This is a genomic window from Pseudarthrobacter equi, assembly GCF_900105535.1.
Classification (GTDB): Bacteria; Actinomycetota; Actinomycetes; order Actinomycetales; family Micrococcaceae; genus Arthrobacter; species Arthrobacter equi.
Window position 1 is genome coordinate 1,028,184 of sequence record NZ_LT629779.1, and the last position, 19,319, is coordinate 1,047,502.

The following is a 19,319-nucleotide window of genomic DNA, read 5'->3' on the forward strand; positions in this document are numbered from 1 at the left end:
GTTTTGCAGGTCATGGCGTGGCCGCCCCGTTGGCGGACTGGCCGCCGTCAGTAGCGCGGAGCCAGGGGGCTGCCGTCCGGCGAGCGTTCTTCGATCAGCTTTCCGCCCAGAATACGTTCCACGGCAGCGCGTCCGAAGACGCCCGACTCCTCGATGGTTTCGTCGTCCGCGCTGGGAATGTCCTGCACATAAGTGGCCGCTGCGGTGGCCGCTGCGGCGGCCGCCCGTGCGGGGGCCTTGGCACGTCCGGCTTCGGCTTCCGGGCTGTTGGAAAGCCTTTGGTAGAGGCTTTGGCGTGTCGCGGCGGCAGCGGCAGACGCCGGTGCGGTGGCAAGGGCTGGCGAAGGTGCGGATGCCGGTGCGGAGGATGCCATGGCGTACTCGCGGGCCTGCTGCGGTTCCGGGCTTGCCGGTGCCGGCGGCGCTGGTGCCGATGTTGTGGCTGCCACTGGTGCCGACGGTGCTGCTGCCGGCGTTGTGGCCGCCACGGGTGCCAACGGTGCTTCCCCTGGAACGGTGGTGCGGACCGGTCCGGCGGCGGGAGTAACAGGGATGGACGGTGGGACCTGAGCCGTGGCGGGCTCGTAGTGCGGGGTGCTGGTCACAGCCGTGACACCTGCGGGCCTGGACGGGTTGTCCAGTTCCGCACTGGCCCCGCTTGCGACGGGAGGGGCTCCCACGTTGCTTTCCGTCCCCACAACCCAGACGCCGGGTGCCTGTTCCACAGCCCGGGTCCAGGGGTCGTGAGCGCCGTCTGCTGTGCCTGAAGCCCGCTGCGGGGCTTCCACGACGGGGGATGCCGCTGGTGCCTGTGAAGACGCGGGCGCCGGTGAGGATCCCGGTGTTGGGGTGGACGCGGGGCCCGGTGCTGGCGCTGGATTGCTTCCCTTCGCGGGCGAGGGTGCCCAGTCCATGGGAGGTTCTTCTTCCAGCGGGGGAGCGTCCTCGTCCCTCGGCGGTCCCCAGTCGTCGTCTGAGTAGGAGTAGTCACCTGCAAGGGCCGCATAGGGGTCCCCTCCGGCGGCGGCGCTGGTACCTGAAGGTGCGGCGGAGCCGGCGGGACTGTTGACGGCAGAACGTGCCGGGGCGCTCCCGGCTGTGCCTGCGCCGGACGGTGTGGGCCCGCTGGGGTTGCCGGCGGCGCCGTGATTACCTGGGGCGTGGCTGCCGGCTGCGTGGCTGCCCGGTGCCGGGGCATCGGCCCGTGCACCCTGTGCCTGGTCCTGCGACGATGGCGGCGTGGGGACTGCTTCTGCGTGTTCGGCCGCCTGCGCTGCGCCGGTCCCCGCGGGCACAGCGGAGGAACCGGTGCGGGTTGGCTGCGAGGATGGCGCGCTGTGGCCTGGACGCCCTCCGGCATCGGCAGGTTCAACCGCTGGTGCTGGTGTGGGCGCCGGGGCGAGGCCCCAGGCAACGTCAGCTGAGCTGGCCGGTGCTACTTGGCTGGCCGGAGCCGCCTGGCTCGCGATAGCTACCTGGTTGGCAGTAGCCACCTGATTGGCCGTGGGTACCTCATTGGCCGTAGCTACCTGGCTGGCGGGTGCTTTTGGGTTTGGTTCAGCGCTCGCTTGGCCTGCGCCGGCCGCCACTGCATTGATCTGGCAGTCGATGCCCACCGTTTTGTGGATCGCCTGGCGGAGGTTGTCGGAGTGGTCCGCCCGCCCGAAGGCACCGGCGAGACCGGACGTTGCGAAAGCGAGCGTGAGGACGCTGCCATCGAAGGCGCTGACCTGGGCGTTCGGTTCCACCAGCGCCCAGGTGCTGCGCTTGATTTTGGACAGGGTCTGCAGCACGTCTGGCCACGCACGGCGAAGGACTTCAACATCGCCCATGCCTGCCGGGCCGCCAGGGGCCGCAGTAACGCGTGGCGCGTTCTGTCCGGCACTGCCAGTGCTGCCGGCGCCAGCAGTGGCGTCGCCGCGACCGTGCGACGTGTGAGCTGAACCTGCCGGGGCAGATGCGTCCTGCGTTGCGGAGGACGAAGCGGGCTGAGCCTGCTCCGGAGCGCCCTGCACCGCAGCGGCAGGTCCTGACGTGGGCGCCGGGCGGCCTGCAGCAGGCTGGACCGGAGAGGTGCTGCTGCCCGGTTGGCGTTCGTTGCCAGGCTGATCCACGGGCCAGTCGTTGGTGCTCACGCGCGGGGGCGTCAGCGGCGGGCGGCCGTCCGCGGTCCCTGTACCCGGAGCGCCTTGAGTTGTCCTGGGCGAAGATTCCCCTGTTGCAGGGAGGGAAGGTGAATCTGGGCCAGCCTGCGGCTGGGCCGACGCGATGGGGGCCTTGGGAGTCTGCTCCGGAGTCCCGGCTGCAGGGTCATGCGCTGAAGGGGCCTGCGGTGCCTGAGCCTGGCCCGTATGAGCCTGCTCAGCGGGAGCATGGCCAGCTGCGGCCTGAGCGGCGGGGGACTGGGCTGTGTGGGACTGGGCCGCGGGAGCGTGGGTCTCGGATGCCTGGCCGCCGCCGGCAGCGCCAGCCTGCGTTGCCGCCGGAATCCGGGTAGCTGCAGGGGCGTGTGGTGCCGAGCCGGCACCCAGCGCGGCGCTGGCACCCTGGCCGGTGGCAGCACCGGCGTCGTTCCCGGAGTAGTTCAGCCGCCGCTCGACGCGGTCGATGCGCGCAGCAATGCCGCGTTCATTCTGTTCCGAACTTGGCAATAGGATCCGGGCGCAGAGCAGTTCCAGGTGCAGCCGCGGAGACGTGGCACCTGTCATCTCGGTCAGCGCCGTGTTGGTGACATCGGCAGCGCGGGACAGCTCCGCTGCGCCAAGGTTGTGGGCCTGGTTCTGCAGCCGGGCGATCTGGTCCGCGGGCATCCCGCGCAGGATGACCTGGGCGCTCTCCGGCATGGCCTGGACGATGATCAGGTCGCGGAAACGCTCCAGCAGGTCCTCAACGAAGCGCCGCGGGTCATGCCCGGTTTGGATGACGCGGTCCACCGCGCGGAAAACGGTGGCTGCGTCCGAGGCGGCAACGGCCTCCACAACATCGTCCAGGAGGGAAGCGTGCGTGTAGCCGAGCAGCGCAACCGCGAGTTCGTAGTCGAGCCCGTTCGGACCTGCGCCCGCCATGAGCTGGTCCAGGACGGACAGGGAGTCACGGACGGAACCGCCGCCGGCGCGGATCACCAGGGACAGGACACCGGGGGCAACCGGGACGTTCTCCTGGTTGCACAGCAGCTCAAGGTAAGCCATCAGCGGCTCGGGCGGAACCAGCCGGAATGGGTAGTGGTGAGTGCGGGAGCGGATGGTGCCAATGACCTTGTCCGGTTCCGTGGTGGCGAAGATGAACTTGATGTGTTCCGGCGGCTCTTCGACGATTTTCAGCAGGGCGTTGAAGCCGGCCGAGGTGACCATGTGCGCTTCGTCGATGATGAAGATCTTGTAGCGGTCGCGGACCGGGGCGTAGGTGGCGCGTTCACGGAGGTCGCGGGCATCATCCACACCGCCGTGGCTGGCCGCGTCAATCTCGATCACATCGAGGGAGCCGGAGCCGCCGCGGGCCAGTTCAACACAGCTGGGGCACACGCCGCAGGGGGTGTCGGTGGGGCCCTCGGCACAGTTCAGGCAGCGGGCCAGGATGCGGGCGGAGGTGGTTTTGCCGCAGCCCCTGGGGCCGGAAAACAGGTAGGCATGGTTGACGCGGTTCTTGCGCAAAGCCGTCATCAGTGGTCCGGTGACATGCTCCTGCCCGATAACGTCTGCGAACGAATCGGGACGGTATCTGCGGTAGAGAGCGGTAGTAACTGTCACAGGAAAAACCCTACCAATCCGGGCCGACATCCTGCCGCCCTGTGGGGGAATAGTAAAGACCCCCCATGCACCCGCCAGAGCCCGTCTACCCTTGCTACCTTCCGGTCCTGGGGGAGTTCAACAGGATGACGCCACATGAGGGGCCGTCAGACACTTTACCCGAACATCGGGCCCGACTCGAATCGGGAGCGGTCCCGCGCATCTTCTGCCCGCCACGCCTGCCCGGGGATGGAATGGCGAGCACAGAGGGGGCTATTTTCATTGCTTATCCCGTCGGCAGCCGCGATCATAGGTATGTACACCGATTGGGGCAATCTCAAGGTTGTGAGCTGTGTGGCCTGGCTGAACGGGCCGGACCCGGCAGCTCAACGGTGTCCGATGGAATGGGCGCGTTGGGGGCGCCCATTTCTGGCGTATGGCCGGTTTTGGGTGGCTGGCCAGTAGGGCGGGTGGAACCCTGCGCAGGCTGCGCCGCGGCGGCCGTCCAAGCGCCGGCGGAACGCCGAAAATGGCCCAATTGGGCGATGCGCGAATCTTCAGGTAATCTAGTATCTGCTTTTGATTCAAGAGCAGCTGGAGAATTCGCCTAGCGGCCTATGGCGCACGCCTGGAACGCGTGTTGGGTTAACGCCCTCGGGGGTTCAAATCCCCCATTCTCCGCCAGCCAGGAACCCGGTCCCACAGTGTGGGGCCGGGTTTTTGCATGTTCTGACCAGAATGCGGGCTTTCTGAAAGGCACTGTGCTCAGGCGTCCGGTGCTGCCATTCCCAGCCGGAGCAGACGCGCCCGCGCTGCAATCTCGCTCGGTCCACGGGGACCAAGCGTGAGGCGTACGACGCCGAGGACGGCTTTGGTCGCCAGCCTCACCGGCAGCGGGAAGGGGCCCAGCCGCGGGACAGAGAGCCCCAGCATCTCGCGGTACCGGGGCTCGAGGCTGTACACGGCGCCGGCAAAGAGAACACGATAGCCGGGCCGCAGCATCGGGTGCAATGGAGCCTTTCGGATGAACTCCACCGTCTCGGCGACCCGATGGTCCGCGCGCAGCTGGCCGCTTTCGTACCAGCGGTCCAGTTCGGCCCGCATCTCAGCCTCCGTCAAGGGTGGCCGGTCGACGCCCATCAAACTGCCGGCCTGGGCCCACTCACGGACATAGGCGTCGGGGCCTCCCGGGACAGGCCCACCCCAGATTTTGTGGGAGGCCAGGAACGCGTCCGTGAAGGCGATGTGGATCCAGCCGGCAAGGTGGGGATCATTGGCGCTGTAACTGTGGGCTTGGCCATCGTTGCCGTCATAGGTCCCGCGCACGGGCACATGCAGGCGGCGGACTCTGCCCGAGGCTTCTTCGGCGGCTTCCCTTGAACCGTAGGTCACCGTGAAGATCCAGCGGATCGTGTGGGCAAGGCGGCCCAGCGGGTCCTCCCGGAAGTTCGAGTGCTCGTGGACACCCGCCAACGCCCCCGGATGGAGCGACTGCATCAGGAGCGTCCGGATTCCGGCCACGATAGGGGACATGGAGCCGTGGACTGCCCACACGGCGGAACCGGGGTGGTGGTATCCGGCGTCGTCCCCCTCCTCGAGCCGCACGGCCCAGTCCGGAGGGGCGTCCGACCTTCCGGTGAACGTCTTCCTGATTTCGCCTTGCCACTTCCGAAGAAAGCTCCGCATACCCCATTGTTGCCCGGTTCCGCCGGTCGATGGGAGGAAATCGCCCTGCACAGCACACCGGTGACCAGGCTTGGGAGCCCCGCGCCAGTCCAGCCTGCGGTTTTCCACATAATCCCCGCAATGTGTTGTTAGGGGTTCACACCGGTCCGCCCGTATGGTCCCATGAGATGTACCGTCAAGAAAGCGCGGATGGCTACCTTCTGGAGCCAGTCAATTGGGCAAGCATTGGGGAACCGGTATGGGCGGAGATGCCCGGCGCTTCAGCCATCCGGCCGCGCGCGCGCTGGTTGCTACCGGGGCATTGGCGGTGGCCTTCGGTGTGGTGAACCTCAGTGCTTCTTCCACCGGTCTGTGGCCAGGTTCAGCCGACACCGTCCGGACTGCTGCCACACCCGGGGCGAATGAGCCGTTGACAGGTGCGGGGAACAGTTTCCAACTTCCCGGTGCACCCGCCCAGGACACCCAGGCGTCCGGCCGTGTTGGTCCCGGCCTGCTGTCCCCGGCAATCCTCACGGATCCCGGGGCTGCCGTCGCTTTTCCACGCCCCCAGGTGGGCAGCTCGGGAGTTGGCTCACAATCCACGGTGTCAATGGAACTGTCGGGTATCGGCAGGCCGCCGGCCGGCTTCCTGATGGCACCGCTGGCCCTCCTGAATGCCAGCTCTCCCTTTGGGTTCCGCACCAGTCCGCTGACGGGGACGGCAGGGGATTTCCATCTTGGCCAGGACTACGCGGCTCCGTGCGGCACCACCGTCTACGCCGCCGATTCCGGCGTGGTGCGGGCTGCCGGCTGGCATCCCTGGGGCGGCGGCAACCGGGTGGAAATCGATCACGGCAACGGCCTCATCACCACCTACAACCACCTCGAGTCGATTGCCGTCCGCGCGGGAGACAAGGTGCAGGTTGGCCAGGCCATCGCCCGCGTGGGCACCACCGGCTGGTCCACCGGTTGCCACCTGCACTTTGAAACGATCATGGACGGCAAGTACGTCAGCCCCCGTGGCTGGAGCCTGATGACGCTTCGCGCGCTGGGAGGACCTGCACCCGAGCCCTCAGTTTCCTATGCCCCTGGCGCCGGAGCCTCTTCGGGAGCCACGGTGTGGACCATACCTTTAGGGGTGGGAGCGGATCCGTCGGCCGGCCAGGAGGAAACCACGGCGACGACGACGCCCCCCACCACTGCGTCTCCGTCACCTTTCCCGTCGGTGACGCCGGGCCCCACAGGGACAGTCCTGCCGCCGCCGGGTGCTCCCCAGGTACCGTCGCCTACGCCCTCACCCAGTCCGACGCAAACGCCTACGCCTGCTCCGACACCGACACCGACACCGGCGCCGAGTCCGTCGGCACCGGCCGCAACTCCCAGCCCGACGCCGGCACCTTCGCCCTCACCTGGCCCGACGCATACGCCCAGGCCCACTCCGACACCAACGCCCACGCCTACCCCGTCGCCAACACCTACGGCAACGCCCACGCCTTCACCCGCTCCGTCGCCGAGCCCGACGCCCACTACTACGCCAGTGCCAACTCCAACGCCGCCTCCGACGCCGGTCCCTACACTGGCGCCCACTCCGACTCCCACCCCGACGACGTCTGCCCTGACGCCGACAGCACCTCCGCCGTCGTCCGCGCCGCCCAGCCCGGTGCCGACCTCCACCGCCACTCTGACCCCCACCGTCGCTCCCACCCCAACGCCGCTGCCCTCCGCCACCTTGCCTGCAACGGACCCCTAGGCCGGCAGTTCCTCGGGCCCGGCCGGACCAAACCCCTCGCACGTACAGGAAACACGCAGCCGCGACCAGTACCGTGGGCGGTTGGCAACGAAGCACCGGCATGGACAACTACCTGAGGACGCAACGCGTGGCACCCCTGTACCCAATTCACCTGACCCTGAACGATGGCACCACCACCGAGTTTGCCCGGTTCAAAGGGAACGTGGTTCTAGTAGTCAACGTTGCTTCGAACTGTGGTTTCACGTCGCAGTACGCGGGCCTGGAAGCCCTGTACGGCAAGTTCCGCGACCGGGGATTCGAGATCCTGGGCGTCCCCTGCAACCAGTTCGCGGGCCAGGAACCGGGCAGTGACAGTGAGATCGCAGAGTTCTGCGAGCGAAACTTCGGTGTCTCCTTCCCGCTGACCACCAAGGCCGATGTGCGCGGCAAGAACCAGCACCCGCTCTACGCCGAACTGACCAAGTTCAAGACGGGGATCCTGCCGGGACTGGTGAAGTGGAACTTCGAGAAGTTCCTGGTCAACCGCGACGGCGACGTGGTTGCGCGTTTCGCACCCACCGTGGAGCCGGATTCGGCGGAGGTCATCGACGCGATTGAAAAAGCACTCGGCTGAAATGTAGGCTATTTCCCGAATTTGCCCTGCAGAAAGCGCAGTTCTTTTAGCTTTTTCCACATCAGCTCCGGCGATTTGCCCAAAGTTTGCCAAATGTCTGATTGGATAAATATTACTGAGGGGTACAAGGGAAGCGCCGTTTCCCACCGACCACAGAGGTAGCAATGGAGCACATCGAGGCCGAACATCCCCGGCCACGCCACTTCCTACTCCACCTGAGCGATCCCCATTTGTTGGGAGGTTCGGAACCCCTGTACGGCGTCGTCGACAGCGAAGCCCGCCTCACGCAGCTCTTTGAAGAAGTCAAGGCGTCCGGGGCCAGGCCGGAGGCCGTCATCTTTACCGGCGATCTTGCCGACAAGGGCGAGCCGGGCGCTTACACCAAGCTTCGCGCGATCGTGGATCCCGCCTGCAAGGAGCTCGGCGCCGAGGTCATCTGGGCCATGGGAAACCATGACAACCGTGCCAACTTCCGCGAGGGCCTGCTGGACCAGCCCGGCGATGACGCCCCGGTGGACAACAGCTACTTCATCAACGGCCTGCGCGTGATCACCATGGACACCACCGTTCCTGGGTACCACCACGGGGAGCTGAGCGGGTCCCAGCTCGAGTGGCTGGCCAGGGAACTGGAGACGCCCGCGCCGGACGGCACCATCCTTGCCCTGCACCATCCGCCCGTACCCTCGGTGCTGGACCTGTCGGTGCTGGTGGAACTGCGTGACCAGGGGTCGCTGGCTGCGGTGGTCCGGAATTCAGATGTGCGGACCATCCTGGCCGGGCACCTGCACTATTCCACCACCGCCACCTTCGCCGGGATCCCGGTGTCCGTGGCCTCCGCCAGTTGCTACACCCAGGACCTCAACGTCCCGGTGGGCGGCACTCGGGGGCAGGACTCCGGCCAGGCATTCAACCTGGTCCACGTGTACGAGCACACGATTGTCCACTCGGTGGTCCCCATGGGAACCGCGACGACGGTGGGCGAGTACGTGACAGCGGAAGAGACTGCGCGGCGCCTCGAGGCCGCCGGGGTCCGCATCCCCGAGACCGCGAAGCAGCGCACCACGCCAAAAACAGGCGCCACTACCGGGCGCTGACTTTGCTTTGACTTCCGGAGCGGCAGTGCCACAGCGAGGGCTGTGGCACTGCGGTGCTACTTCTCCCAGGGCGCCTTGATGGGGTAGTACTTCTCCAGGAAATCCGTGACCAGTTCGGCGCGTTCATCGGCTGCGACTTCCGGGAAACTGCCGTCGTTGAGGCAGAAGAAGTCCATGTTGCGCTTGGACAGCAGCTTGGGCAGGTAGTTCAGCCCGGCCCGCATGGTGGTGTCCACGTAGCGCACCTTGGCCGCGGTCTGCGTAACGGCCCGCCCGGTCAGCAGCGCGTAGTAGTGGTAGAACGAGTTGGTCACAGAAATGTTGTCGGCTGCCCGGAACCTGCTGGCGGCGGTCTTCCGGAACTCCTCCGGAAACTCCTCCTCCATCTGCGCGATGAGGCTCCGGCGCAGCGGCGCGGCAGTGTGTTCCAGGTGGCGGGTGGTGATCCGGCCGAACCTGTTCCACAGCAACTTGCGGTTGACCCGTGCCGCGTTCTCGAACCCGCTGCGCTCCGCGTCGTTGTCGCCCAGACCGATCCTGGTCTCCGCCTCAATGAACTTCGTGATGCCGCCTGGGGTGAAGAACAGGTCCGGGCTGACCGGCCGGCCGAAGAACATGTCGTCATTCGAGTACAGGAAGTGCTCCGAGAGTCCGTCGATGTGGTGCAGCTGGCACTCGACGGCCTGGGAGTTGTGGGTAGGCAGCACCGAGGGGTCGGCGAAGAACTCCTCGCTCCGGACGATGGTCACCGAGGGGTGCTCTGCGAGCCAGGCCGGGGCAGGGGAGTCCGTGGCGATGAAGATGCGGCGGATCCACGGCGCGAACATGTACACAGACCGCAGCGCGTACTTGAGTTCGTCGATCTGACGGAACCGGGCCTCGTGGTCGTCGCCTTCGCCCAGGACGGCGTCCTTCTGCTGGGCACGCCGGGCGGCAATGTACTCGGGCGAGCTTCCGTCCACCCAGGAGAACACCAGGTCAACGTCGAAGCTGATGTCGCTGGCATGGTCAGCGAACATGTTCTCGATGGTGGGCCAGGTGTGGCCGTAGCGTTCCACTGTTCCGCGGACGGCGTCCTGGCGCAGGAGCGTGCGGCGCGTCAGCGAGTTTTCGATGGGCAGGATGATCTGCTCGTCCTCGAAGGACCACAGCTCGATCTGCACACCGGCGGAGGCGCCGAACTCGAAGCCGCCCACCGGTTCCACGCGGGGCCGGTACAGGCGGAAGATGCGCGCCTGCCGGTTGGAGGAGAGCTCGCCGTCCGCAACCAGGACTGACGTCTTCTTCTTGGCATCAACGGTCATGGAGTAGAAAGGTTCGTCCCGGCAGGCCTCCACCAGGGCGGCCCGGAGCTTCTTCCGGTCCCGCCAGCCCAGCGCGATGACGGGCCTGTCGTTGTTGCCGCGCACCAGAAGGTAGGCCAGCCCGGCGTTCGCCAGCACGTTGCGCAGGAACAGCAGGTCTTCCACCATGGCCTGGTAGGGCGTCCTGTTGTCGTTGACGACGGCGTAGCGGCCCTTGTGCCGGATCACGTCAGGGCGGAGCCTGAACCGCTGTTCAGCCTCAGCCGAGGTCACCTCGGAATGGAACTGTTCCTCGCTTGAGGGCTGTCCGGCGTAGTAAACCTCGTCCTGGACCGGTGCTTCTGTGATGGTTATCTCCGTGCTGGTCAAAGTAAGCCTTTCTACCTGCATGATAGCCGCGCCGGGGAAACAGCTTGTTTCGCGTGCGTCGGCTTGCCCGCGCCAGGCGGGATGTGCGGGCCACCCGGGACCGGGTGCCGCGGGGAAGGATCCGGCGTCAGGCGCCCAGCGCCTCCCGCCAGCTGCGCAGGAAGGCGCCGCCGGCGTCGTCGTGGATGACCGAATCTGATAGTCCCAGGTCCGTGGCCGTCAGGATATCGTACGGTTTCTCCGGCACGCCGTCAGCGGGACGGACGTCCACATGCTTGACCGGATGGTCGTTGTGGTGCAGCCAGTCAGCCATGGCGTAGTCGGTCCGGGAATCACCCACGGTCCGCCAGGCTTCCGGCGTGATCCCCTGGGCGGCCAGCAGTTCAACCCCCCGGCTCGCCCCAAGGTCCTTGCCCAGCCGCACCGACTCAATGTCGGTGGAGATGATGGTGGGGTCCACGCGGTAGTCCACGTCGTCGTCGGAATTCGGCGCGTGGTGGTCCAGGCGCACCACGCCCAGGCCGTGCCGGGCCATCAGCTCCATGGCATCGGCGTCAAAGAGTTTCTGTTCGGCAAGGTAGTCCGCGCTGGCCACTTCAATGTGCTGCTCCACGGACACCATGGCCCGCTTCGTTTCATCGAAGAACATGTGCGCGCTGTAGTCCTCCGCGACCAGGCGGCGGATGTCGTCACCGTACGCGGCAGGCACGGCCAGCTCGCGGTCAACGTGGACGGGTCCGGGGCCCGCGGCGGTGTAGCTGAACCACACTGCGCCCTTTTCGCAGACCGCATGGATGACGGTGCCGTCCGGGATGCCCGCAGCGAGCATCGGCTCCATGACCTGCTCGCGGATGAAGGCATCCGAGCGGCCGGTGTTGAAGATGACGGGGATGCCGGCGGCGGCCAGTGCCACCAGGTCGCCGATGATGTCCGGTTTGACGTCCCGCGTGACCGGACTGGCTATCGGCCCGTCCACATCCAGCAGCAGGGCCAGCGGCGGGGTTGACGGCAGGCGGGTTCCGGTCAGGGACACGGCGGGGGCTTCGGATGCTGTCATGGAGCCATTGTCTCAGTTGGGTGGTCAACTCGCCGCGCCGCGTGCCTAAAGGTCAACGCGTGTGACATGGTCACCGTTTGGCTACAACCTTAAGGCGGCACGGCCGGGTACTTCCGCTGCCGTCGGCAGGGTGCCTAGGGTGGCATGGTGATATTCAAAGCTGTGGGCGAGGGCCGCCCTTACCCCGACCATGGTTACAGCACGCCCAAGGACTGGGCCTCGCTGCCGCCGCGGCCGGTCCGGCTGGACGAACTGGTAACCACCAAGCGCACCCTGGACCTGGAAGCGCTGCTGGCCGAGGACTCCACGTTCTTCGGCGACCTGTTCCCTCACGTGGTGCAGTACCAGGGCACCCTGTACCTGGAAGACGGGCTGCACCGCGCGGTCCGGACTGCGCTGCACCAGCGCACCGCCATCCACGCCCGGGTCCTGGTGATAGATGGCTAGGAAGAAGAAGCCACAGGACGTCAGCGTCCTGCACGGACACCACGTGGTCAGCGGGCAGGAACTGCGGGCCACGTTCGACGCCGGCCAGAACGCCGACGACACTGCCCGTGTACGGCGCCGGGTGCTGCACGGCGTGGTCCTGGTGCTCCTGATCGGGCTGATCGCAGCGGGCATTATCACGGCCCTTGCCATCATCAACGGGAGATTCAGCATCCCCTCTGCGGAACCTGCCGCGAAGACCGTCAGTGCCTGCCCGGCCGCGACGTTCGACTACACGCCGAACGAACAGGTCAACCTCAACGTCTACAACTCCACCAGCAGGCCAGGGCTGGCGAAATCCGTGGCGGATGATTTCCTGGCGCGCAAATTCGTGGTGGCGACGGTCGGCAACACCGAACCGAGCTACCGCGGGGTTGCCGCCGTGATCTCCGGGGCTGCCGGGCAGTCCGCAGCCTTCAGTGTCCAGCGGAACCTGCCGGGCTCGGACTATTTCCAGGACAGCCGGACGGACGGGACCGTGGACGTCATCCTGTCGCAGGATTATCGGGCCCTCGCGCCGGCGGAACTGGTGGACCAGACTCCCGGCACGCTGAGCTGCCCCAGGGAAAGCCGGCGGGTGGCCGACGATGACATGTGGCCCGTGATCCCCTCGGCAGCGCCCGCTTCCTGACGCCCGTTGCCCTATCAGATCGGGCTGCAAAACCGGGGTTTTGGGGGCTCGGAGTGATGGGCGAACTCAGCCGGCCAGGGCGCGAAGTGAAGCCAACCGCACGGGCCGGCCGCCGTCGTCGAACCTTGCCCCGGCGCCCAGCTGGATGAACCGCACGGTGCGCGCCACGCGCGCTTCCAGTTCCGCGGGCTCGTCGCTGCCCCTGGCCGCGCTCGAGGACAGGGTTCCCAGGATCAGCTGCGACTGCTGGCCCACGTCCGCGGCAGGCAGGTAGCCCTGGTCCATGCCGTCACGCAGGATGCCCTGCAGCAGGACGCTCAGCTCACCGACGTGGTCGGCGAGTTTGGCAAAGGACGACGGCGAGAGCACCGCGCCCATGGCGGGTCCGGGCGGCAGGTGGCGCCGTGTGAGGTCCTCCACCTGCGCGCGCACGTACAGGGCCAGCCGCTCCACCGGATTGTCCAGCCGGCTGAGGGCTTCCCGCAGCTCCGTGAGGAATTTTTCCGTTTCCTCCAGGGCGTAGGAGATCAGCAGCTCTTCGATGTCCGCGTAGTAGTTGTACACGGCGGTGCGCCCCACGCCGGCGTGCCGGGCGACGTCGGTCATGGTCAGCCCGGGCAGGCCGTGCGAGAAGAGCAGCTCGCCGAAGGCCGTCAGGATGCGGCGTTGGGTATCGGCGCGTTGTGCTGCATTGGTGGCCGCTGAAATCCTGGGCATACAGACACTTTACCGCGATGTGTCACTAAACGGTGAGTGCCGCTCCGGCAGCCGGATCAGACGCTGCAGCCGTCCGGGCCGCAGGCTTCGCCGTCGCCGGAATTGACCAGCACCAGGGGGTTGGCGTCCTGCCATGCCTGGTTGAGGGCGGCGGTGAACGTTTCGGCGGGCTGCGCTCCGGAGAGGCCGAATTTCCGGTCGATGACAAAGAACGGCACCCCGCTGATGCCCAGCGCACGGCCTTCCTCGAAATCGTTGCGCACGTCGTCGGCGTACTTGTCGGAGGTGAAAAGCGCCTCGACTTCGGCGTCCGGAATTTCGAGGTCGCCGGCCAGCGCGGTGAGGTAGTCCTGGCTGCCGATGTCCTTGCCGTGCTCGAAGTGGTCGCTGAGCAGGCGCTCCTTGGCCGCGTCCTGCCTGCCGTGGGCGGCAGCGAGGTGGATCAGGCGGTGCGCGGTGAAGCTGTTGGCCACCACCACCTTGTCGAACTGGTACTCCAGGCCTTCACCCTTGGCCTGCTCCGCCACGTGCTCGAACATCTGGGAGACCTGCTGCGGTGCCATGCCCTTGCGGGTGCTGAGGTACTCGAGTTCGGTGCCGTCGTAGTGCTCGGGGAGGCCGGGATCCAGCTGGTAGCTGCGCCACTGCACCTCAACCGCGTCGCGGTGCGGGAACTCGGCCAGGGCTGCCTCGAAGCGGCGCTTGCCAATGAAACACCACGGGCAGGCAACGTCGGACCAGATCTCAATCTTCATGGACTGCATAACCGGTGCGGTTCTGCAGCCATTCCGGACCCGCGTGTGAGATACCCCACGGTAGGTCTTGTGGACCGCCGGATCCTGCGCAATAGTCTGAACAGAGGCCCAGTATTGGACCGCGGAAACCCAAACATTCCACTGCGGCAAGGCGTGCCGCGGCGGGGTGGCGCCCGGCCCGCTGGGGAGTCTGGCCCGTATCACCTGGGAGGTCAGGATGCGGATTGGCCTGGTTTCAGGACCATGGATTCCTGTTCCACCGGCAACGTACGGGGGGACGGAACGGGTGGTTGACACCCTCGCCCGGGGTTTCGCCGCCGCCGGCCACGAGGTGCTCCTGGCTGCACCTACGGAAAGTACCTGCCCGGTGCCCCTTGTTCCCGGCATGCGCCCGGCGGACTACGCGGGCATGGGCACCAGCCTGTCCGAGCTCAGCCACGTGGTCAGGGCCTACGAGGGGCTGGCGGACGTGGACATCATCCATGACCACACCCTCGCCGGCCCTCTCTACGTGCACCGGCCCGGTGGGGTTCCGGTGGTGACCACCATCCACGGACCCCTGCATGCCCAGGCCGTGGACATCTACCGCGCCATTGCCCGTGCAGGGGCGGTGATCGCCATCTCCCGGGACCAGGCCTCCCATGCCCCCGGCGTGCCCGTCACCCGGGTGATCCACCACGGGATGGACCTCGCAGCGGTTCCGGTGGGAACGGGACTGGGCGGCTACCTGTGCTTCGTGGGCCGGTCCTGCCCGGACAAGGGCCTGCCCGAAGCCATCAGCATCGCCCGGCAGGCGGGGATGCACCTGAAGATCGCGGTGAAGATGCGGGAACCGGAGGAGGTGCGCTACTTCCGCGACGTGGTTGAACCCATGCTGGGCCCCAACGAGGACTTCGTGGGGGAGGTGGACGATGCCACCAAGTACCGCCTCATGGGGGAGGCCGTGGCATTCCTCAATCCCATCCAATGGTCCGAGCCCTTCGGCCTGGTCATGATCGAGGCCCTCGCCACCGGAACGCCGGTGATTGGAACCGCCGTGGGGTCCGCGCCGGAGATTGTGGAACACGGCCGGACCGGCCTCCTGGGCAGGACCGAACAGCTGGCGTCCTTCATTCCGGCCGCGGCTGCCCTGGACAGGGCCGTGTGCCGCAGCGCGGTGCAGGTCCGCTTCAGCGCGGAGCGGATGGTGGCGGACCACCTGCAGCTATACACGGAACTGATTGAAAGGAGGCCTCCGGCGGGGGTTCCGCATGCCGCCGCGGTGGACCAGAATCGATAGGGCAACGGTGCTTCCCGGATTTTCGGGCAGCGCCTCGTCGCTTGAGAGGGGAGTCCCTGATGACCGCCTGGAACGCCGATAACGAAGCATCCGTGTCCGATTCCGGATCTGTCACCGTCCTGGAAGGATCCTCCTTCTGCATCTCGTCCGGGAGCGGGGACATCACGTCCGACGGCGGCACGAACGGTGCGTTCTTCCAGGACACCCGCATCGTCTCGGGCTGGGTCCTGCGCATCAACGGCTCAGTGCGCGAACCCCTGACAGCGCAGCGGCCGCAGCCGTTCGAGGCAATCTTTGTTGGCAGGGCGAAGTGGCCAGGCGGCAAGTTCGACAGCCCGCTGGTGGTCCGCCAGGTCCGGCACATCGGCCCGGGCATGCAGGACGACATCACCCTGGAGAACTACGCTGCCGAACCGGTGGAGTGCGAGATTGAGCTGCAGGTCCAGGCCGACCAGGCGGACCTGTTCGACGTCAAGGGCGGCAGGACCACCGGCGCCGACGACACCACCCGGGCCGTCAGGGACGGCAAACTCATCATCGAGGCCGGGCGGCACGGCCAGCAGCGCGGAACAGCCGTCGGCGCCAGGGACGCCGAGGTCACCACGGAAGGTCTGCGCTTCCGCGTCACCGTCCCGGCGCGGGGAAAATGGGCCACCAGCATCATCGTGGTGCCCCTGGTCAACGGCGAAGCACCGGACCAGCCCTTCCGCGAGGGGCAACTGCCGCACCACCGCGAAGGCGTCCGCCGGCACCTGGACTGGGAAGAGGGCGTACCGCGGATCAGGATCGAGGATGCCAGCCTCCAGGACCTGCTCAACCGCAGCCAAAGCGACCTGGGCGCGCTGCGCATCTTCGACCCCCACCATCCGGACCGGGCAGCCGTTGCCGCCGGGGCGCCCTGGTTCATGGCCCTGTTCGGCAGGGATTCACTGCTGACCTCCTACATGAGCCTGATGGTCAACCCCAACCTCGCCCTGGGCACGCTGCAGACCCTGGCAGGCATCCAGGGAAAGAAGGTGGACAACGACTCCGAGGAGGAGCCCGGCCGCATCCCGCACGAGGTCCGGCTGGGGGTCACCGCCGGATTGTCCCTCGGCGGCACGGCCTACTACGGCACCGCCGACGCCACCCCGCTGTTTGTGGCCGTCCTCGGTGAACTGAGCCGCTGGGGACTGTCCAAGGACGTCATCCAGCCGCTGCTCAGCCACGCGGACCGGGCCCTGGAATGGATAGAGAAATACGGGGACCGCGACGGCGACGGGTTTGTGGAGTACCTGCGCCCCAACGACCACGGGCTGGTCAACCAGGGCTGGAAGGACTCCTGGGACGGCATCAACTTCGCCGACGGGACCATCGCCGAACCACCCATCGCCCTCTGCGAAGTGCAGGCCTACGTCTACTCGGCTTATCTGGGCCGCTCGCTGCTGGCGCACTGGGACGGGGACTCAGACCTGGAACACCACTGGGCTGCCAAGGCAGCGGCCTTCAAGGAGGAGTTCAACAAGAAGTTCTGGCTGCCGGACAAAGGCTATTTCGCCGTCGCGCTGGACAAGGACAAGCGCCCGGTGGACGCCCTGACCTCCAACATCGGCCACTGCCTGTTCTCCGGCATCGTGGACCGGGACAAGGCGCAGTCCGTGATGGAGCACCTGATGTCCCCCCAGATGTTCACTGGGTGGGGCATCCGCACGCTCGCCTCTGACATGGGAGCCTACAACCCGGTCAGCTACCACAACGGGTCCGTCTGGCCGCACGATACCGCCATGGTGGCCACCGGCCTGATGCGTTACGGGTTCGTGGACGAGGCACGACGGGTGGCCTTGGGGGTCTTCGAAGCGGCCGAACACTTCGACAACCGGCTGCCTGAACTCTTCTGCGGCTTCGACCGCGGTGAGTTTCCCGGTCCCGTGCCATACCCCACGGCATGTTCGCCGCAGGCATGGGCTGCCGCGGCGCCCGTCCAGCTGGCGCGGATCCTCCTCCGCTTCGACCCCGTCTTTACCCGCGGGGTGGTGCACCTGGCGCCGATCCTTCCGGACACTGTGGGCACGTTCAGGGCCGAAAACGTCCTGCTGGATTCTTCCAGGGTCACCATCACGGCAAAGGGCTCCAGCGGCAGCATCGAAGGACTTCCCCCGGGACTGAAGCTCCTGGCCCAGCCGCGCCCGCCACTGGCGTACCCGCCGGGAAGCCCGGAGGCCGCCTCGGACCATGCCGGCCTGAACCAGCCCGGCACGTAGGCAGCCACGAACGTAGGCCGCTACGGGAGGGCGCGTTCCAGGACGAAGTCGTGTTCCACGGTGCTGCCCAGCCGGAAGGACTTGGCGCCCACCTTCCGGAACCCGGACTTCGCGTAGAAGCGGATGGCGCGGGCATTCTGGCTGTTGACGCCCAGCCAGATCCCGGCCCGGCCAGCCTCGGCGGCAGCCTGCACGCTGGCATGCATCAGTTCGGCGGCGGCCCCCAGCCCGTGGTGTTCGGGATGGACATAGCACTTGCTGAGTTCAACCGACGGCGTGAGTGTCAGGGCAGACGCCACGTCCGGGTCCGATGCCGGCCGGTCCACCAGCAGGCTGGACCCGTTGAGCCGGTCGCCGCTGTCCAGTACCAGGATGGTGATGTCCGGATCGGCGAGGTAGCCCCGGAAGTGGTCCTCGCTGAGCGTGTTGGCCAGGTGCGCCGCGATGTCCTCCGGCGACGACGACGGCGGGCAGGCCAGCGGAAAGGTGACGGCCGCCAACTCAGCCAGCGCGCCGGCGTCGTCCGTGGTGGCACGGCGGATGGTGTGGCTCATTCGTATCCTCCGGGGTCAGGCGGTGATGGTGCGGATGGGGGAGCCCGCCAGCCAGGCGGTGACGTCCTCGAAGGCGCCGCCGTAGAACTGCCGGTAGCTTTCCTGCGTGACGTAGCCGAGGTGTGGTGACAGGACAGTGTTGGGGGCCGCCAGCAGCGGGTGGCCGGCCTGCAGGGGTTCCTGGTCGAAAACGTCCAGGGCGGCGCCGCGGATCCAGCCTTCGTTCAGTGCCCGGATCAGCGCTTCCTGGTCCACGAGGGGGCCGCGGGCTGTGTTGACCAGGATGCCTTCGGGGCCCAGCAGCCGCAGCTCCTGCTCACCCACAGTGTTCTCCGAGCGCGGGGAGAGCCGCAGGTGGAGGGTGGCGACGTCGGACACGCGGAACAGCTCCTCCTTGGACACCAGCCGCACCCCGGCTTCCGCCGCGGCTTCGGCTGTGAGGTTCTGGCTCCATGCCACCACATCCATGCCGAAGGCCTTGCCGTAGCCGGCAATACGGCGGCCGATCTTGCCCAGCCCCACCACGCCCAGGGTCTTGCCTGCCAGTTCCACCCCTACGGTTTTTTGCCAGGAGCCCGCCCGCAAGGAGGTTTCCTCGGAGGGAAGGTGCCGTGCAATGGCCAGCAGCAGCGCCCAGGTCAGCTCCGGGGCTGCCGCGGGCGAACCCGGTGTTCCGCAGACTGTGACGCCGTGGTCCGTGGCTGCGGCGACGTCGATGGAGGCGTTGGCCATCCCCGTGGTCACCAGCAGTTCGAGGGCAGGCAGTTTCTCGAACACCTCGCGAGGGAAGGCGGTCCGTTCCCGCATGGCGATCACGATGGTGGCGCCGGCGAGCGCCGAGACCAGCGCATCCTGCGAGGCGAAGGGTTCGCGGAAGGTGGAAACTTTGACCCCTTCTGCTTCCAGGGCCGCCCAGTCGGCGTAGCCATGGGCCACGTCCTGGTAGTCGTCGAGGATGGCAAGGCGGTGCGGCATGGCGGTGTCCTGTCCTTCGCGGTGTCCGTTGGGGCAGGTTCATCCTAAGCCTGGGGGTCACGCGGTGCCTTGCGGAACCTGCGCCCCTGCGCGGCGTGATAGCAA

General features: G+C 67.1%; 15 protein-coding genes, 1 tRNA gene, 1 other RNA gene and 1 pseudogene. 9 read left to right on the forward strand and 9 right to left on the reverse strand.

Annotated features, from left to right (window positions below; translation table 11 throughout):
• Positions 1-47 precede the first annotated feature (47 nt).
• Together BLT71_RS04720 and ffs are read right to left on the reverse strand one after the other, a co-directional pair.
• The gene (locus BLT71_RS04720) at positions 48-3,776 is read right to left on the reverse strand and encodes a DNA polymerase III subunit gamma and tau (protein WP_091718035.1); all 3,729 of its coding nucleotides are present in this window, start codon (positions 3,774-3,776) and stop codon (positions 48-50) included.
• A 21-nt stretch (positions 3,777-3,797) separates the two neighbouring features.
• Positions 3,798-3,894: signal recognition particle sRNA small type (gene ffs / locus BLT71_RS04725), an RNA gene on the reverse strand.
• 427 nt (positions 3,895-4,321) lie between these two features.
• Here ffs and BLT71_RS04730 point away from each other — a divergent pair.
• Positions 4,322-4,409, forward strand: a tRNA-Ser gene (locus tag BLT71_RS04730).
• 81 nt (positions 4,410-4,490) lie between these two features.
• On the opposite strand, the gene BLT71_RS04735 is transcribed toward BLT71_RS04730, so the two are convergent.
• A complete protein-coding gene (locus BLT71_RS04735; RefSeq protein WP_091718037.1) occupies positions 4,491-5,411 on the reverse strand; it encodes an oxygenase MpaB family protein in 921 nt (306 codons plus the stop codon).
• Positions 5,412-6,042: 631 nt separating this feature from the next.
• Here BLT71_RS04735 and BLT71_RS20725 point away from each other — a divergent pair.
• From BLT71_RS20725 to BLT71_RS04750, 4 genes and pseudogenes are all read left to right on the forward strand, one after another.
• Positions 6,043-6,396: pseudogene (locus BLT71_RS20725) on the forward strand (M23 family metallopeptidase); the annotation flags it as partial.
• A gap of 113 nt (positions 6,397-6,509) precedes the next feature.
• Complete coding sequence (locus BLT71_RS20730; protein WP_231994577.1) at positions 6,510-7,256, forward strand: MSCRAMM family adhesin SdrC; 747 nt, start codon at positions 6,510-6,512, stop codon at positions 7,254-7,256.
• On the forward strand, positions 7,241-7,753 hold the full coding sequence (locus BLT71_RS04745) for a glutathione peroxidase (protein WP_231994447.1): 513 nt from the start codon (positions 7,241-7,243) through the stop codon (positions 7,751-7,753). Before BLT71_RS20730 ends, BLT71_RS04745 begins: the two co-directional genes overlap by 16 nt.
• 164 nt (positions 7,754-7,917) lie before the next feature.
• The gene (locus BLT71_RS04750; RefSeq protein WP_091718041.1) at positions 7,918-8,847 is read left to right on the forward strand and encodes a phosphodiesterase; all 930 of its coding nucleotides are present in this window, start codon (positions 7,918-7,920) and stop codon (positions 8,845-8,847) included.
• A gap of 56 nt (positions 8,848-8,903) precedes the next feature.
• On the opposite strand, the gene BLT71_RS04755 is transcribed toward BLT71_RS04750, so the two are convergent.
• A complete protein-coding gene (locus tag BLT71_RS04755; protein WP_091718043.1) occupies positions 8,904-10,541 on the reverse strand; it encodes a stealth family protein in 1,638 nt (545 codons plus the stop codon).
• A gap of 106 nt (positions 10,542-10,647) precedes the next feature.
• Positions 10,648-11,577 (reverse strand): Cof-type HAD-IIB family hydrolase, encoded by a 930-nt coding sequence (locus tag BLT71_RS04760; RefSeq protein ID WP_091718045.1) that lies wholly within the window; start codon positions 11,575-11,577, stop codon positions 10,648-10,650.
• Positions 11,578-11,724: 147 nt separating this feature from the next.
• Between BLT71_RS04760 and BLT71_RS04765 the strand changes: the two genes are divergently transcribed.
• On the forward strand, positions 11,725-12,024 hold the full coding sequence (locus tag BLT71_RS04765; RefSeq protein ID WP_171908923.1) for a type II toxin-antitoxin system VapB family antitoxin: 300 nt from the start codon (positions 11,725-11,727) through the stop codon (positions 12,022-12,024).
• Entirely contained in the window at positions 12,017-12,694 is a 678-nt protein-coding gene (locus BLT71_RS04770) for a LytR C-terminal domain-containing protein (protein WP_091718047.1), read from the forward strand. Before BLT71_RS04765 ends, BLT71_RS04770 begins: the two co-directional genes overlap by 8 nt.
• Before the next feature lie 66 nt (positions 12,695-12,760).
• On the opposite strand, the gene BLT71_RS04775 is transcribed toward BLT71_RS04770, so the two are convergent.
• Positions 12,761-13,411: a TetR/AcrR family transcriptional regulator gene (locus BLT71_RS04775; RefSeq protein ID WP_091718049.1), complete on the reverse strand. Its 651-nt coding sequence runs from the start codon at positions 13,409-13,411 to the stop codon at positions 12,761-12,763.
• Between the two features lie 56 nt (positions 13,412-13,467).
• Positions 13,468-14,166: a DsbA family oxidoreductase gene (locus BLT71_RS04780; protein ID WP_091723811.1), complete on the reverse strand. Its 699-nt coding sequence runs from the start codon at positions 14,164-14,166 to the stop codon at positions 13,468-13,470.
• A 217-nt stretch (positions 14,167-14,383) separates the two neighbouring features.
• On the opposite strand from BLT71_RS04780, the gene BLT71_RS04785 reads away from it, so the two are divergent.
• On the forward strand, positions 14,384-15,445 hold the full coding sequence (locus BLT71_RS04785; RefSeq protein ID WP_091718051.1) for a glycosyltransferase family 4 protein: 1,062 nt from the start codon (positions 14,384-14,386) through the stop codon (positions 15,443-15,445).
• A 59-nt stretch (positions 15,446-15,504) separates the two neighbouring features.
• On the forward strand, positions 15,505-17,685 hold the full coding sequence (locus tag BLT71_RS04790; protein WP_091718053.1) for an amylo-alpha-1,6-glucosidase: 2,181 nt from the start codon (positions 15,505-15,507) through the stop codon (positions 17,683-17,685).
• 20 nt (positions 17,686-17,705) lie between these two features.
• On the opposite strand, the gene BLT71_RS04795 is transcribed toward BLT71_RS04790, so the two are convergent.
• On the reverse strand, positions 17,706-18,239 hold the full coding sequence (locus tag BLT71_RS04795) for a GNAT family N-acetyltransferase (RefSeq protein ID WP_091718055.1): 534 nt from the start codon (positions 18,237-18,239) through the stop codon (positions 17,706-17,708).
• A gap of 15 nt (positions 18,240-18,254) precedes the next feature.
• Positions 18,255-19,214, reverse strand: coding sequence for a D-2-hydroxyacid dehydrogenase family protein (locus tag BLT71_RS04800; RefSeq protein ID WP_091718057.1), 960 nt, complete (start codon positions 19,212-19,214; stop codon positions 18,255-18,257).
• Between the last annotated feature and the right edge of the window lie 105 nt (positions 19,215-19,319).

What these genes read in the sequence shown, in the direction of transcription:
- BLT71_RS04780 (WP_091723811.1), bottom strand. Translation starts at nt 14,166, where the DNA reads ATGAAGATTGAGATCTGGTCCGACGTTGCCTGCCCGTGGTGTTTCATT.
- BLT71_RS04790 (WP_091718053.1), top strand. Translation starts at nt 15,505, where the DNA reads ATGACCGCCTGGAACGCCGATAACGAAGCATCCGTGTCCGATTCCGGA.
- BLT71_RS04775 (WP_091718049.1), bottom strand. Translation starts at nt 13,411, where the DNA reads ATGCCCAGGATTTCAGCGGCCACCAATGCAGCACAACGCGCCGATACC.
- BLT71_RS04720 (WP_091718035.1), bottom strand. Translation starts at nt 3,776, where the DNA reads ATGTCGGCCCGGATTGGTAGGGTTTTTCCTGTGACAGTTACTACCGCT.
- BLT71_RS04755 (WP_091718043.1), bottom strand. Translation starts at nt 10,541, where the DNA reads ATGCAGGTAGAAAGGCTTACTTTGACCAGCACGGAGATAACCATCACA.
- BLT71_RS04795 (WP_091718055.1), bottom strand. Translation starts at nt 18,239, where the DNA reads ATGAGCCACACCATCCGCCGTGCCACCACGGACGACGCCGGCGCGCTG.
- BLT71_RS04735 (WP_091718037.1), bottom strand. Translation starts at nt 5,411, where the DNA reads ATGCGGAGCTTTCTTCGGAAGTGGCAAGGCGAAATCAGGAAGACGTTC.
- BLT71_RS04750 (WP_091718041.1), top strand. Translation starts at nt 7,918, where the DNA reads ATGGAGCACATCGAGGCCGAACATCCCCGGCCACGCCACTTCCTACTC.
- BLT71_RS04770 (WP_091718047.1), top strand. Translation starts at nt 12,017, where the DNA reads ATGGCTAGGAAGAAGAAGCCACAGGACGTCAGCGTCCTGCACGGACAC.
- BLT71_RS04760 (WP_091718045.1), bottom strand. Translation starts at nt 11,577, where the DNA reads ATGACAGCATCCGAAGCCCCCGCCGTGTCCCTGACCGGAACCCGCCTG.
- BLT71_RS04785 (WP_091718051.1), top strand. Translation starts at nt 14,384, where the DNA reads ATGCGGATTGGCCTGGTTTCAGGACCATGGATTCCTGTTCCACCGGCA.
- BLT71_RS04800 (WP_091718057.1), bottom strand. Translation starts at nt 19,214, where the DNA reads ATGCCGCACCGCCTTGCCATCCTCGACGACTACCAGGACGTGGCCCAT.
- BLT71_RS04745 (WP_231994447.1), top strand. Translation starts at nt 7,241, where the DNA reads ATGGACAACTACCTGAGGACGCAACGCGTGGCACCCCTGTACCCAATT.